A 14771-nucleotide genomic window follows, 5' to 3' on the forward strand; every position below is an offset into this window, starting at 1 on the left:
GGCAGGGCCGGGCGCGGGCGCGGCCCGGCAAGGTCAGGGGTGGGCGGCTTAGGCCAGCCAGCGCTTGCGGCGGCGGTAGCTGCGCACGTCGCGGAACGACTTGCGGCCCTCGTCCGACATCCCGAGGTAGAATTCCTTGACGTCCGGGTTCTCGCGCAGGGCGGCCGCCTGCCCGTCCATCACCACCCGGCCGCTTTCGAGGATGTAGCCGTAATGGGCATAGCGCAGGGCCACGTTGGTGTTCTGCTCGGCCAGAAGAAAGGTCACCCCCTCGCCCTCGTTCACCGCCTTGACGATCTGGAAGATCTGCTCGACCAGCTGCGGGGCAAGGCCCATCGACGGCTCGTCCAGCAGGATCGTCTCGGGCCGGCTCATCAGCGCCCGGCCCATCGCCACCATCTGCTGCTCGCCGCCCGAGGTATAGCCGGCCTGGCTGCGGCGGCGCTCCTTGAGGCGGGGGAAATAATTGTAGACCATCTCGAGGTCGCGCTTCACCGCCGCCGCCCCGTCGGTGCGGGTATAGGCGCCGGTCATCAGGTTCTCCTCGACGGTCAGATGCTCGAAGCAGTGCCGCCCTTCCATCACCTGGATCACGCCCTTCTTGACCAGCGCGGCCGGGTTCAGCGTGGTGATGTTCTCGCCGCGATAGGTGATCGCGCCCTTGGTGACCTCGCCGCGTTCGGAATGCAGCAGGTTCGACACCGCCTTGAGCGTCGTCGTCTTGCCCGCCCCGTTGCCGCCCAGAAGCGCGGTGATCGAGCCTTTCGGCACGCTCAGGCTCACGCCTTTGAGCACGAGGATGACGTGGTTGTAGATCACCTCGATGTTGTTGACCTCGAGCAGCGTCTCGACCGGCGCAGGCGCGGGCTCGGCCGGGGTCGGGTGCGGGGTCGCGGTGTCAAGCATCGTCATCGCTCCTTCGAGGGCGCGGGAAGGGGGGTCGGTGCCCCGGCGGCGGTGGCCCGCCGCCGGGATCGTCGTCACGCGCGCGTCAGTTGCAGCGCATCGTGATGTTGTTTTCCTTGGCGAACGCCTCGGAGTCGGCGGTGATCAGCGGCTCGATCACCTCGTTGTCCGGCTCGGTGAACTCGGTGATGAGGTTCCACTTGCCGGCCGCGGCGTCCCACTGCTGCACCCGGGCCATGCCCGAGCCGCCGTGGTTCTCGCACGACATCTTCACCTCCGGGCCGAAGTCCGGCAGCCCCAGCTCGGTCATGCGGGCGGGCGAGATGTCCAGCGCCTCGAACCCGTCGCGCAGCTGCGCGGGGGTGATGGTGGGGGTGCCGGCCAGCTCCTGCGCCTTCTTGATCGCCTCGGCGATCACGACGGCCGCATACATCCCGCGCGAATAGAGCACGGTGCCCGCGTTGGCGCCGCCCTGCGAGGCCTTGCCGGGGTCCATGACGTATTTCTGCAGGTCGGCGTAGATCGGATAGTCCTTGCCCGCGCCGTGGAAGGTCAGCGCCTTGTAGCCGTTGGCGCCGGCGCCCGCCGGGGTCACGTCAACCTCGGAGCCCGACCACCAGATGCCGACGATCTGGTCCATCGGATAGCGGACGTTCGCGGCCTCCTGGATGGCGGCCTGGTTCATCACGCCCCAGCCGTAGATGATGACGTTGTCGGGCTTGTCGCGGCGGATCTGCAGCCACTGGGACTTCTGTTCCTGCCCGGCGGCGGGATCGACCGGCACCTCGATCAGCTCGAACTTGTGCTTCTTGGCCAGCTCCTGCAGCGTGCGGATCGGCTCTTTGCCATAGGCCGAGTTGTGGTAGAGCAGCGCGATCTTCTTGCCCTCGAGGCTGCCGCCGTGCACGTCGAGCAGGTGCTTGACGATGATCGAGGCGCCGTCCCAGTAGTTCGCGGGGGCGTTGAACACCCACTCGAACACCTTGCCGTTCTGGGCCGAGGTGCGGCCGTAGCCGGGGGTGTAGAGCGGGATCTTGTCGGCGGTCGCCTTGGGGATCAGCTGATAGGTGATGCCGGTCGAGAGCGGGTTATAGACCAGCGCGCCCTGGCCCTTGGTCGACTCGTAGCACTCGACGCCCTTCTCGGTGTTGTAGGCGGTCTCGCACTCGGGGACGACGATCTTCTGGCCGCCGATCCCGCCGTCGCGCTCGTTCAGCAGGGTGAAGTAGTCGTTGAAGCCGTCGGCGTACTGGGTGCCGTTCGCGGCATAGGGGCCGGTGCGGTAGCTCAGGTTCGGCACCACGAGGTCGGCGAGCGCCGGGGCGGCGGTGGCCATGACCGCCGCGGCGACCAGCGAAGCGAAGCGAAGTTTCATCAGTTTCCTCCCAGGGGGTGATTTGGGGTGCCGGGTTGGCCCCCGGTCTTGGTGGTAGAACTCAGTGCGGGAACGGCCAGAGCCGCAGCTTCTCCTTGGTCAGGCGCCAGAGCTGGGCGAGGCCGTGCGGCTCGACGATCAGGAAGAACACGATCAGCCCGCCGACGATCATCAGCTCGATGTGGGCGGCCAGGTCGGTGGGCCAGCCGAGCGAGCCCACGAGGACGTTCTTGAGGAACACCGGCAACAGGACGAGGAACGCCGCCCCCGCAAAGCTGCCGAAGATCGAGCCGAGGCCGCCGATGATGACCATGAAGAGCACCAGGAACGACTTGTTGATGCCGAAGGCCTCGCCCGCCTCGGCGGCGCCCAGGTAGACGGCGAAGAACAGCGCGCCCGCGATGCCGACGAAGAACGAGCTGACGGCGAAGGCGCTGATCTTGGCGGTGAGCGGGTTCACCCCGATGATCTCGGCCGCGATGTCCATGTCGCGGATCGCCATCCACTTCCGCCCCGCGGTGCCGCGGGTGAGGTTGCGGGCAATCCACGCCACCAGCACCACGAAGACGAGGCAGACGAGGTACTTGGCCGAGGCGGTCGTCTGCGGCCCGGTGATGAAATGGCCGAGGAACGTGCGCTCGGGCACGGTGATCTGCCCCGAGGCCGAGTAGTTGTAGAACCACGGCACCTTGTTGAAGAGCCAGACGAGGAAGAACTGCGCGGCAAGCGTGGCGACCGCGAGGTAGAACCCCTTGATCCTGAGGCTCGGCAGGCCGAACAGCACCCCCACCGCGGCGGTGATCCCGCCCGCCAGCACGATGTGGATCAGGATCGAGATCTCGGGGAACGAGGTCGCCAGCTTGTAGGTGGCATAGGCCCCCACCGCCATGAACCCCCCGGTGCCGAGCGAGACCTGCCCCGCGTAGCCCACGAGGATGTTCAGCCCCAGCGCCGCGATGGCGTAGATCAGGAACGGCACCAGCACCGAGTTGGCCCAGTAGTCGGTGATGACGAAGGGCACCACCAGGAAGGCGATGGCGAGGACGATCCAGTAGCCCCAGCGGTCGAGCTTGAGCGGAAAGGTCTGGCTGTCGTCGCGGTAGCTGGTCTTGAAGTCGCCGGCCTCACGGTAAAGCATCAGGCGGTCCTTTCTGCGCGGTCGAACCGGGGGTTTTCCACCCCCGGACCCCCGGAGGATATTTCAACAAGAGAGAACGAGCAGGGCAGGCCTGCGCCGCAGGCGAGGGGGTGCGTCATCCTCACACCCGCTCGATGATCTTCTCGCCGAACAGGCCCTGCGGCCGGAAGACGAGGAAGAGAAGCGCGAGGACATAGGCGAACCAGGCCTCGGTGGCGCCGCCGACCAGCGGGCCCACGAAGTATTCGAAGAGCTTCTCGCCCACCCCGATGATCAGCCCGCCGACGATGGCGCCGGGGATCGAGGTGAAGCCGCCCAGCATCAGCACCGGCAGCGCCTTGAGCGCGATCAGCGACAGGCTGAACTGCACCCCCGACTTGGTGCCCCACATGATCCCCGCGACCAGCGCCACGAAGCCGGCGATCGACCACACCATGACCCAGATGAAGCGCAGCGAGATGCCCACCGACAGCGCCGCCTGGTGGTCGTCGGCGACCGCCCGCATGGCACGGCCCTGCTTGGTGTATTGCGAGAACGCCACCAGCGCCGCGACCAGAAGCGCCGCGATGATCGCCGCCCAGATGTCCAGCCGGTCGATGAAGAAACCGTAGCCGGTCAGGCTCTCGGTCCAGCTCTCCATCGTCTCGGACAGGCCCTGCGGCAGCCCCACGTCCAGCGTCTTGACGTTGGCGCCCCACATGATGTCGCCCAGCCCCTCAAGGAAATAGGCAAGCCCGATGGTGGCCATGAAGAGAATGATCGGCTCCTGCCCGACGAGGTGCTTGAGCACGAGGCTCTCGATCAGGATCGCCAGCCCCACCATGACCAGCGCGGTCAGGAGGATCGCCAGCAGCGAGGGCACGGTCCAGCCGAACCCTTCGAGATGCGCGCCGGTCATGGCGTTGATCAGATGGGCGAACGGCACCTGGCCGTTCTGGATGCCCACCAGCGTCATCGCCGCGAAGAGCGCGAGCACCCCCTGGGCGTAGTTGAACACCCCCGAGGCCTTGTAGATCAGCACGAAGCCGAGCGCGACGAGCGCATACATGACCCCGGCCATGAGGCCGTTCACGACCACCTCGGATGCGTAGAGAAGCTGGTCCATCAGCGGGCCTCCAAGGTCAGGTTGATCAAGCCGGCAAGCGGCGTCGGGCGCGCGTCAGTCATGGGACACCCCCAGATAGGCGTCGATCACGTCCTGGTTGTTGCGGACCTCGTCGGGCGTGCCGTCGCCGATCTTCTTGCCGTAATCCATCACCACCACCCGGTCGCTCAGGTCCATGACCACGCCCATGTCGTGCTCGATCAGCGCGATGGTGGTGCCGAACTCGTCGTTCACGTCGAGGATGAAGCGGCTCATGTCCTCCTTCTCCTCGACGTTCATGCCGGCCATCGGCTCGTCGAGCATCAGAAGCTTCGGCTCGGCCGCGAGCGCGCGGGCCAGCTCGACCCGCTTCTTGAGGCCGTAGGGCAACCGCCCGACCGGCGTCTTGCGGATGTTCTGGATCTCGAGGAAGTCGATGATCTTCTCGACCTTCTCGCGGTGCCAGGTCTCTTCGCGCTCGGCCTTGCCCCACCAGACGGCCTGCGACAGCAGGCTCGCGTCCATCATCGTGAGGCGGCCGGTCATGATGTTGTCCAGCACCGACATCCCGTCGAACAGCGCGATGTTCTGGAATGTGCGCGCCAGCCCCTGCCGGGCGACCTGATAGGGCCGCATCGGCGGGCGCTTGGCGCCGCGGAACCAGACCTCGCCCTCCTGCGGGACGTAGAAGCCCGACATGACGTTCATCATCGAGGACTTCCCGGCCCCGTTCGGGCCGATGATGGCGCGGATCTCGCCCTCGCGGATGTCGAAGCTGATGTCCTTGATCGCCACCACGCCGCCGAAGCGCAGGGTGATGTGGCGCATGTCCATCAGCACCGGACCGATCTTGCGGCCGTCGGGGGTGACGTAGCCCTCGTCGCTCGCGGCGCCGGCGGGGGGCTGCATGACGTTCATGGAATGCAGGATGGTGTCGGCAACGGGGCTCATTCGGCGGCAACCTTCTGCTGGGCGTGGGCGGTCGGGAACACCCGCGCATCCTCGATCCGCACCGTGGCCCTCAGCTTGCCCTTGCGGCCGTCCTCATAGGTCACCTCGGTCTCGGTATAGACGCTGCCCGACCCGTCATAGAGCGCCGCGATCAGGTCGGCGTACTTGTCCGAGATCACCCCGCGCTTGACCTTGCGGGTGCGGGTCATCTCGCCGTCATCGGCGTCCAGTTCCTTGTGCAGCACGAGGAAGCGATGGACCTGGCAGCCCGACAGCATCGGGTCCTGCGCCACCGAGGCGTTCACCTCTTCGACGTGCTTCTTGATCGTCGCGTAGACCTGCGGGTGACCGGCGAGTTCCTGGTACGACGCATAGGCCACGTTGTTGCGCTCGGCCCAGTTGCCGACCGCGGTCAGGTCGATGTTGATGAACGCGGTGCAGTAGTCCTTGCCGTTCCCCAGCACCACCGCCTCGAGGATGTTGGGATAGAACTTGAGCTTGTTCTCGACATACTTCGGCGCGAACAGCGACCCGTCGGCCATCTTGCCCACGTCCTTGGCCCGGTCGATGATCCGCAGATGCCCGCTGCCCGGCTCGAAGAAGCCGGCGTCGCCCGTCGCCACCCAGCCCTCGGCATCCTTGGTCGAGGCGGTGCTTTCGGGGTTGTTGAAATACTCGACGAAGGTGCCGGGCGAGCGATAGAACACCTCGCCATTCTCGCCGATCCTGACCTCGACGCCGGGCGAGGGCACGCCCACGGTGTCGGCCCGCACTTGACCGTCGGGCTGCTGGGTGATGAACACCGTCGCCTCGGTCTGGCCGTAAAGCTGCTTCAGGTTGATCCCGAGCGAGCGGTAGAAGTCGAAGATCTCGGGCCCGATCGCCTCGCCCGCGGTATAGCCCACGCGGATGCGCGAATAGCCGAGCGTGTTCTTGAGCGGGCCGAACACCAGAAGATTGCCAAGCCCGTAGCGCAGCCGGTCGATGGCGCCGACCGGGCGGCCGTCGGTCAGCGCGGTGCCGACCCTGCGGGCGAGCGTCATGTAGTGGTCAAAGAGCCACTTCTTGAACCGCCCGGCGTCCTCCATGCGGATCATGACGTTGGTGAGCTGGCCCTCGAACACCCGCGGCGGGGCGAAGAAATAGGTGGGCCCGATCTCGCGCAGGTCGGTCATCATCGTGTGCGCGCCCTCGGGGCAGTTCACGCAGAACCCCGTCCAGTAGGCCTGCCCGACCGAGAAGATGAAGTCGCCGACCCAGGCCATCGGCAGATAGGCCAGCACCTCGTCGGTGGGCTTGAGCTTGTCGAATTCGGACGAGGCGCGGGCGGTCTCGATCACGTTGCGGTTCGACAACACCACGCCCTTGGGCTTGCCGGTGGTGCCCGAGGTGTACAGCATCACGCAGGTGCTGTCGTAATCCAGCTCGGCCATCCGCGCCTCGAGCTCGCCCGACAGGCGCTGCTCGGCGGCGCGGCCCTCGGCCTGTACGTCCGACAGCCAGTTCATGCGGGAATGGTCGTATTTCCGCATCCCGCGCTTGTCGGTGTAGAGGATCTGGTCGACCGTGTGGTCGGTCTCTTCGGCCTCGATGACCTTGTCCACCTGCTCCTGGTCGCCGCAGACGACGAAGCGCGAGCGCGAGTGGCCCAGCACATAGGCCATCTCGGACGCGACCGCGTCCTGATAGAGCGGCACCGGGATCGCGCCGCACATCTGCGCCGCCACCATCGCCCAGTAATGCGCCGGCCGGTTGCGGCCGATGATCGCCACGTGATCGCCCCGCTCGAGCCCCAGCGCCAGGAACCCCAGCGCCAGCGCCCGGATCTCGGCCTGCGCCTCGGCCCAGGTCCAGCTCTGCCAGATCCCGAATTCTTTCTCGCGGTAAGCCGGACGGCCGCCCATCTGGGCCGCATTCCGCGCCAGCAGCGCCGGAATCGACCGCAGACCCGCAGCCGGCGTCGAATCGGGCCCGGAAGCGGGCCGTGTCATGGCGTTCATCTGTCCCCCTCTGGCGGCTTTGGGCCGCGGCACCGGGCTCTCCTCAACCCTGTGCCGGCTGCAAACCTGCCGGGCGATCCTTGCCCGAGTTTTGCCTGAATCCAACGAATTGTTTCACGCTTCCGCGCGGCCACGGGGGATGCTAGCCAGTCTGGCATGGTCTCGCACGACAGCCGCGCCGAACTGACCCAATCGGGGCTGAACCTGATCCAGCAGGCGATCTCGATCTTCGACGCCGACTTGCGGCTGGCGGTGTCGAACCGCGCCTATCAGCAGATGTTCGACCTGCCCGACGCGCTGACCGCCCCCGGCACCAGCTTCGAGGCGACCATCGCCTATCTCGTCGAGCGCGGCGAATACGGCCCCCAGCCCGACGCGCAGGCCGCCGTGCGCCTGCGGGTCGAGCAGGCGCGCACCTTCCAGCCCCATTACATCGAGCGCGCCCGCCCCAACGGCCGGATCATCGCCGTCGAGGGCGCGCCGCTGAGCCAGGGCGGCTGGGTCGCGGTCTACACCGACATCACCGAGATCAAGTCGCAAGAGGCGCTGCTGCGCGCCCGGTCCGAGGAGCTCTCGACCCAGGTGCTCGACCACGCCGAGCATCTCTCGGCCACCAACCGCCAGCTCGCCGCGACCATCTCGGCCCTCGAAGAGGCCAAGCGCGTGCTGACCGAGACCGAATCGCACACCCGGCAGGTGGTCGAGATGGTCCCGGCCCACATCGCCCACATCGACCGGGCGCACCGCTACACCTTCTCGAACAACCAGCTCGGCGCGGTGTTTCCCGGCGCGCCGGCGCGCATCGTCGGGCGCACCGGGTCCGAGGTGCTGGGCGAGACGTTCGAGCGCATCCGCCCGCACGTCGATGCCGCGCTCGCCGGCCAGCCGCAGGTGTTCGAGACCACCCACGACCCCACCGGACGGCGCATCCGCATCGCGCTGACGCCCGACCGCGACGGGCGCGGGGCCTATGTGCTCTCGACCGACGTCACCGCCGAGGTGCAGGCGCGCGAGGCGCTGGCCCACGCCGGGCGGCGCAGCCTTGCCGCGCAGATGACCTCGGGGCTGGCGCATGATTTCGGCAATCTGCTGACCATCATCCTCGGGCTGCAGGGCCGCCTCGCCAAGGCTCCGCTGCCGCGCGACGCGGCCGAGGACGTGGCCGCCACCCTCGCCGCCGCGCACCGGGGTGCCGCGCTCCTTCAGCGCATCGCGGGGATGGTGACGGGCGCCGCGCCCTCGCCGCGCCCGGTGGACCTGCCGGCGCTGATGGCGGAGCTGGCGCGGCTGGCGCGCCCCTCGCTGGGCGAGGGGGTGACGCTCGACCTTGACGTGGCGGTGGCGGGGGGCGAGCTGCTGCTCGATCCCGACGCGGTGCAAGACTCGCTTCTGAACCTGATCCTGAACGCCCGCGATGCGATGGCCCCGGCCGGCGGCGGCCGGATCACGCTGGCCGCGCGCGAGGTGGCGGGCTGGCTCGACCTGACCGTGGCCGACACCGGGCCGGGGTTCTCGCCCGAGGCGCTGGCCCGCGGGGCCGAGCCGTTCTTCACCACCAAGGGCGGTGGGCGGGCGGGGTCCGGGCTCGGGCTCTCGATGGTCTATGACCACGCCAAGCGTGCTGGCGGGACGCTGCACCTGGCCAACAGCGCCACCGGCGGGCTGGTCCGCCTGCGGCTGCCCCTGCGCCGCATCGCCCCGCAACTGGTGCTGCTGGTCGAGGACGACCCCGACCTGCGCACCGGGTTCCGCGAGATGCTGACCGGCATGGGCCACGCCGTGCTCGAGGCGGGCTCGCTTGCCGAGGCGCAGGCGCTGGGCGACATCGCCGGGCTGACGGCGGTGCTGTCGGACCTGCAACTCGGCGACGGCTCGGGGGCGGCGCTGGCGGGCCTCGGCCTGCCCCTGGTGCTGATGACCGCGCTGCCCGCCGGGCATCCGGCGCGCGAGGGGCTCGCGGCGCCGACGCTGACCAAGCCCTTCTCATCCGCCGATCTCGGCGCCGCACTCGGGGCCGCGCTGGCCGCCGCGCCCCCCCTCTCACCCCAAGCCGACGGACCGACCGCATGACCGACGCGCCGCTGATCGCCATCCTCGACGACGAGCCGGACATCCGCCGGCTTCTGGCCGCGGCGCTCGAGGACGCGGGGTTCCGCACCGCCGGCTTCGCCCGCGCCACCGAGTTCGAGGCCGCGCTCAGGCGCATGACCCCCGACGCCTGCCTCATCGACCTTGGCCTGCCGGACCGCGACGGGCTGGCGCTGGTGCACCGGCTGGCGACCGAATCCGGCGCGGCGATCATCATCATTTCAGGGCGCGCGCAGGTGCAGGACCGGGTGACGGGGCTGGAACTCGGCGCCGACGACTACGTGACCAAGCCCTTCGACCCGGCCGAGGTCGTGGCCCGCATCCGCGCCCGCCTGCGCCGCCCGGCGCGCGAGGCCGCCACCCGCGGCGCCCAGACCGCCCGCTTCGCGGGGTGGAGCGCGGATTTCGACCGCTACCTGCTGCGCGCGCCCGACGGGGCCGAGACCCCGCTCTCGCACGCCGAGGCCGAGATGCTGCGGATGTTCCTCGACAGCCCGCGCCGCCTCATCAGCCGGGCGCAGATGCTCGAAAGCCTCGGCGGCTCGGCGGGCGACAGCTTCGACCGGGCGATGGACGTGCGGATCTCGCGCCTCAGGACGAAGCTGGGCGAGGACCCCAAGAACCCGCGCCTGATCAAGACGATCTACGGCGCGGGCTACATCTTCCTCAGCGAGGTCGCCTGGGGCTGACCCTCAGGCGGCCGCCCCCGGCGCGCCGCGCCGTCCGGCCATCAGCTGCAGCACCGCGATCGGGACCACGATCAGCAGCCCCACCGCCGTCGCCCCCCAGTCGGGCGCCACCAGCAGGATCGCGGCAAAGCCGAGCGCGAGACGCTCGAGCATGTTCAGCGAAGCGAACAGCCAGCCGGTGATCGCCGCCGACAGCGCGAAGATCCCCATCACCGCCCCGCCGAAGGCGAGCGCAAAGTTCGTCCAGGTGAAGTCCTGCGTCACCAGCAGCAGCGCCGGCTGGAAGACGAAGACGAACGGGACCAGCGCCTTGCCCATCGACAGGCGGAACGCGGTGTTGCCGGCCTTGAAGGCGTTGGCCCCCGCGATCCCTGCCCCCGCATAGGCCGCCATCGCCACGGGCGGCGTCACGTCGGCCAGCACCCCGTAGTAGAAGACGAAGAAATGGGCGACGATCGGCTCGACCTGCAAGAGGCCGAGCACCGGGGCGGCCACGGCGACCATGATGATATAGTTCGCCGTGGTGGGGATGCCGCAGCCCATCAGGATGCAGACGATCCCGGTCAGGATCAGCGTGAAGAGCAGCGTCAGCGTGTCGACGCCCATCAGCTCGAACGGCAGCACCGCGAGCCAGCCCGACACCGACTGCGCCCAGCCGGCGGCGATCGAGGTCACCATGTAGGCGATCTTGAACCCCACGCCGGTCAGCGTCACGACGCCGATCACCACGCCGACCAGCGCCGCCGCGGCCGTCACCGACAGCGACTGGCGGGCGCCGAGCGCGAACCCCTCGAAGAGGCCGTGGGCCGAGGCGCGCAGCCCCTCGGTCACCCCGCGCGCGGTGATGTCCTGGATCAGCATCACCACGATGCAGGCGGTGATCGACCAGAAGGCCGCGGCGAACGGCGTCCGCCCCGACAGCAGCACGGCGATCAGGATGATCAGCGGCAGCACCGACAGCCAGCCCGCCTTGAGCACCCGCCAGGCGTTCGGCAGCTCGTCGCGGTGCAGCCCGCGCAGGCCCAGCCGCTTGGCCTCGAGGTGGACCTGCACCAGCACCCCGAAGAAATGCATGAACGCCGGCACCAGCGCGGCGGTCAGGATCGTGGTCAGCGGCAGGCCCAGATACTCGATCATCAGGAACGCGACCGCGCCCATCACCGGGGGCGTGATCTGCCCGCCGGTCGAGGCGGCGGCCTCGACCGCGGCGGCGAAGTGGCGGGGATAGCCGATGCGGATCATCGCCGGGATGGTCAGCGCCCCGGTGGTCACGGTGTTGGCGATCGACGACCCCGAGATCGAGCCGAGCAGCGCCGAGCTGAGCACCGAGACCTTGGCCGGCCCGCCCGCATAGCGGCCGGCGAGCGCCGAGGCGACGTCGATGAAGAGCTGCCCCAGCCCGATCCGCGTCGCCATGACGCCGAACAGGACGAAGTGGAAGACATAGGTGGCAATCACCCCCAGCGCTGTGCCGTAGATGCCCTGGCTGGTGAGATACAGGTGGTTGACGATGTTGGCCCAGCTTGCGCCGGGATGGACCAGGATGCCGGGCATCGACTGGCCGAAATAGGCATAGGCCATGAACAGGATGGCGATTACCGGCAAGGGCCAGCCCATCGAGCGGCGCACCGCCTCGAGCAGGACGATGATCAGCACCGTGCCCATGACGATGTCGGTGGTGTTGGGGTTGCCGACGCGGAAGGCGAGCTCGGCATAGATCCACGGCACGTAAAGCGCCGTGACCGCCCCCGCGATCCCCATCACCCAGTCGGTCACCGGCACGCCGAGGAACGACAGCGGCCCGGTCGCGGGCTCCTGCCGGCCGGACGCCGAGAAGGCCATGAAGATCAGGAACAGCGTCACCGCCATGTGCAGCCCGCGGTGGATCGTGGCCTGCGGGATGCCGAACCCGGCGGTGTAGTAGTGATAGCAGCTGAGCAGGAACAGGATGCCGCCAGCGAGGATGGCGACGGGCTTCAGCCAGACCCGGAACCGCAGCTCGGGATCGAACTTCTCCTCGATGGCCTGCAACTCGTCGGCGCTGAGCAGGTCCGGCTCGTCGTAATGCGCGGGGCGCTGGCCCGGCGGATGGCCCGGAGGATGGCCCGGCGGGTGATCCGACAGCCGCCCGCCCGGCGTCGCGCCGGGGGCGGCATCGGCCGGGCGCTGGCCCTGGATGAGGGGGTCGCGGTCAGTCTCGCGGTTGGTCATGGGCACTGTCCCCTGTGCGGCCGGCGGCGTGTCGTTGTTCTGTGCGCCGGCGGGTGGCGGGGCCGCGCGGTCTGCCCGCACGGCCCCCGGTCATGACGGGCTTACTTCAGCAGCCCGGCTTCCTTGTAGAACCGCTCGGCGCCCGGGTGCAGCGGGATGCCCAGACCGTCGAGCGCGTGTTCCTTGGTGATCATCTTGCCCTTGGCGTGGCCCGCATCCAGCTGCTTGCGGGTGTTGTCGTTCCACAGCGCCTTGGTGATGTTGTAGATCAGCTCTTCGGGCTGGTCGGCCGAGGTCACCCACTGCGCGCCCACCGCGATGGTGGCCACGTCGGCGTCGTTGCCGTCATAGGTGCCGGCCGGGACGGTGTCCTTGGCGAAGAACTTGCTCTCCAGCACTTTGTCGGCCACCGCGCCGTCGATCGGCACCAGCTTGACCTTGTGCTGGCTGGCCAGCTCGGCGATCGCGCCGGCCGGATAGCCGCCGACGAAGAAGAACGCGTCCATCGCGTTGTCCTTCATCCGGTCCGCGGCCTGGTCGGGTTTGAGATACTCGGGCCGGATGTCGGCCTCGGACAGCCCCGCCGCCTGCAGGATCAGCTGCGCATCGACCAGCGTGCCCGAGCCCGGCTCGTCCAGCGAGACGCGCTTGCCCTTGAGGTCGGCGACCGAGTTGATCCCCGACCCTTCCGAGGCGACCAGGTGGATCGACTCGGGGTAGAGGTTGGCGATGGCGCGCAGCTTCTCGGCCTTGGGCTTGCCCTCCCAGATGCCGGTGCCGGTGTAGGCCCAGGCGGCCACGTCACCCTGCGCGAAGCCGGATTCGAGCGTCCCGCCCATGATCGCGTTGACGTTGGCGACCGAGCCGTTCGCGGCGAGCGCCGAGGCGACCAGCCCCGGCACCCCGCACGAGCCGCCGTCCTCGCAGGCTCGCGAGCCGGGGGGCGCCGAGATGGCGTTCGCCAGCAGACCGCCGATCGGGTAATAGGTGCCCGCCGTGCCGCCGGTGCCGATGCGGAAGAACGCCATGTCCTGCGCCGCGGCCATGCCACTCATGGCGACCATCGCTGCGGTGGCCAGTCCCAGAATCCGTCGTGTGAACATCGTTCTTCCTTTCGCCGTGTGTCGCGGAATGTGTTCCGGGTTGTGCCCCGGATGGGTGGCAGTCTGCACCGCGAGGCCCGGCACGGCAAACCTGAATGCAGCCTCAGCCCGGCAGGCGCAACCGCACGGCGAAGAAACCGTCCAGCCCGCCGCGCCCGGGCCAGTGATGGGGCAGCGTCCGCAGCGCGCCCTCGGGGGTGATCCATGCAGGCTCGAGGCCCGGCGCGACGGGCGGCTCGACGACCAGCCCCGGATGGCGGGCCAGCGCCGCCGCCAGCTGCGCCTCGCCCTCGGCCGGGTGGATCGAGCAGACCGCATAGACCAGCCGCCCGCCGGGACGGATCAGCCCCAGCGCGTGGTCGATCAGCGCCGCCTGCAGCCGCACCAGCTCGGGGATCATCGCCCCGTCGCGGATCAGCGGCAGCTCGGGGTGGCGCCGGATCGTCCCGGAGGCCGAGCACGGCGCGTCGAGCAGCACCGCATCGAGCAGCGCCTCGGGCCGCCACGCCAGCGCATCCGCCGCGACCAGCGTGGCATTCAGCCCGGTGCGGGCGAGGTTCTCGCTCACCCGCGCGAGCCGCGCCTCTGACAGGTCGACCGCCGTCACCTCGGCCCCCGCCGCAGCAAGTTGCATCGTCTTGCCGCCGGGCGCGGCACAGAGATCAGCGATCCGCTCGCCGGGCCGGGGGTCGAGCATCCGCGCCGGCAGCGCGGCGGCGGCATCCTGCACCCACCAGTCGCCGGCGTCATAGCCCGGCAGCGCCGAGACCTGCGCCCCCGGCTCAAGCCGGTGACTGCCGGTCGGCAGCGCCGCGCCGGGCAGCGCCGCCCTCGGCTTGCCGGTCAGGTCGAGCGGCGGCAGCGCCTCGAGCGCGGCCTCGATGGCCGCGGCCACTGCCTCGCCCCAGCGCGCCCGCACCGGGCTGCGCAGCCACGCGGGCAACCGCGTCGCGGGCGCGGCGTCCCAGTCCGCCTGCGCCTCGGCGGCGCGGCGCAGCACGGCGTTGACCATCCCCGAAGCCGCCGCGCCCTTGGGGCCGAGCGCGCGCACCTGCTCGACGGCGGCGTTCACCGCCCCGTGCGGCGCTTCGCCCAAGCCCAGCATCTCGGTGGTGGCGAGCGCCAGCGCGTCGCCGATCTCGGGCGCGGGCGTCCGGCGCAGCAGGGGCGCCAGCACCGCCTCGCCCCGGCGCCGGGCGCGCAGGGTCGCCGTGGCCAGCCGCTGC

General features: G+C 69.5%; 11 protein-coding genes. 2 read left to right on the forward strand and 9 right to left on the reverse strand.

The genetic code is table 11. From position 1 onward, the window contains the following. Positions 1 to 48: 48 nt before the first annotated feature. From ACFHYO_RS07565 to ACFHYO_RS07590, 6 genes are all read right to left on the reverse strand, one after another. Positions 49 to 906 carry an ABC transporter ATP-binding protein gene (locus ACFHYO_RS07565; protein WP_036732494.1) on the reverse strand — a complete coding sequence of 286 codons (858 nt, stop codon included), beginning with the start codon at positions 904 to 906 and terminating at the stop codon, positions 49 to 51. Between the two features lie 85 nt (positions 907 to 991). Further along, complete coding sequence (locus ACFHYO_RS07570) at positions 992 to 2281, reverse strand: ABC transporter substrate-binding protein (protein ID WP_036708637.1); 1290 nt, start codon at positions 2279 to 2281, stop codon at positions 992 to 994. 61 nt (positions 2282 to 2342) lie between these two features. Continuing rightward, complete coding sequence (locus tag ACFHYO_RS07575) at positions 2343 to 3419, reverse strand: branched-chain amino acid ABC transporter permease (protein ID WP_036700793.1); 1077 nt, start codon at positions 3417 to 3419, stop codon at positions 2343 to 2345. 121 nt (positions 3420 to 3540) lie between these two features. Further along, complete coding sequence (locus tag ACFHYO_RS07580) at positions 3541 to 4524, reverse strand: branched-chain amino acid ABC transporter permease (protein WP_139306045.1); 984 nt, start codon at positions 4522 to 4524, stop codon at positions 3541 to 3543. Positions 4525 to 4578: 54 nt separating this feature from the next. Next, the gene (locus ACFHYO_RS07585) at positions 4579 to 5412 is read right to left on the reverse strand and encodes an ABC transporter ATP-binding protein (protein ID WP_394319504.1); all 834 of its coding nucleotides are present in this window, start codon (positions 5410 to 5412) and stop codon (positions 4579 to 4581) included. 38 nt (positions 5413 to 5450) lie between these two features. Continuing rightward, on the reverse strand, positions 5451 to 7445 hold the full coding sequence (locus tag ACFHYO_RS07590; protein WP_052171683.1) for an AMP-binding protein: 1995 nt from the start codon (positions 7443 to 7445) through the stop codon (positions 5451 to 5453). 165 nt (positions 7446 to 7610) lie between these two features. Between ACFHYO_RS07590 and ACFHYO_RS07595 the strand changes: the two genes are divergently transcribed. Continuing rightward, entirely contained in the window at positions 7611 to 9524 is a 1914-nt protein-coding gene (locus ACFHYO_RS07595) for a hybrid sensor histidine kinase/response regulator (RefSeq protein ID WP_052171676.1), read from the forward strand. Further along, a complete protein-coding gene (locus ACFHYO_RS07600; protein ID WP_036700790.1) occupies positions 9521 to 10231 on the forward strand; it encodes a response regulator transcription factor in 711 nt (236 codons plus the stop codon). Before ACFHYO_RS07595 ends, ACFHYO_RS07600 begins: the two co-directional genes overlap by 4 nt. Positions 10232 to 10234: 3 nt before the next feature. Here the strand turns inward: ACFHYO_RS07600 and ACFHYO_RS07605 are convergent, their stop codons facing one another. The 3 genes from ACFHYO_RS07605 to ACFHYO_RS07615 form a co-directional block, all read right to left on the reverse strand. Then, positions 10235 to 12442 carry a TRAP transporter permease gene (locus tag ACFHYO_RS07605; protein WP_394319496.1) on the reverse strand — a complete coding sequence of 736 codons (2208 nt, stop codon included), beginning with the start codon at positions 12440 to 12442 and terminating at the stop codon, positions 10235 to 10237. Positions 12443 to 12543: 101 nt separating this feature from the next. Beyond that, positions 12544 to 13545, reverse strand: a complete 1002-nt coding sequence (locus tag ACFHYO_RS07610; RefSeq protein ID WP_394319498.1) for a TAXI family TRAP transporter solute-binding subunit — start codon at positions 13543 to 13545, stop codon at positions 12544 to 12546. 103 nt (positions 13546 to 13648) lie between these two features. Beyond that, on the reverse strand, positions 13649 to 14771 hold a 1123-nt coding region (locus ACFHYO_RS07615; RefSeq protein WP_394319500.1), incomplete at its 5' end, for an RsmB/NOP family class I SAM-dependent RNA methyltransferase.

This window comes from Paracoccus panacisoli (assembly GCF_042435015.1).
GTDB lineage: Bacteria > Pseudomonadota > Alphaproteobacteria > Rhodobacterales > Rhodobacteraceae > Paracoccus > Paracoccus panacisoli.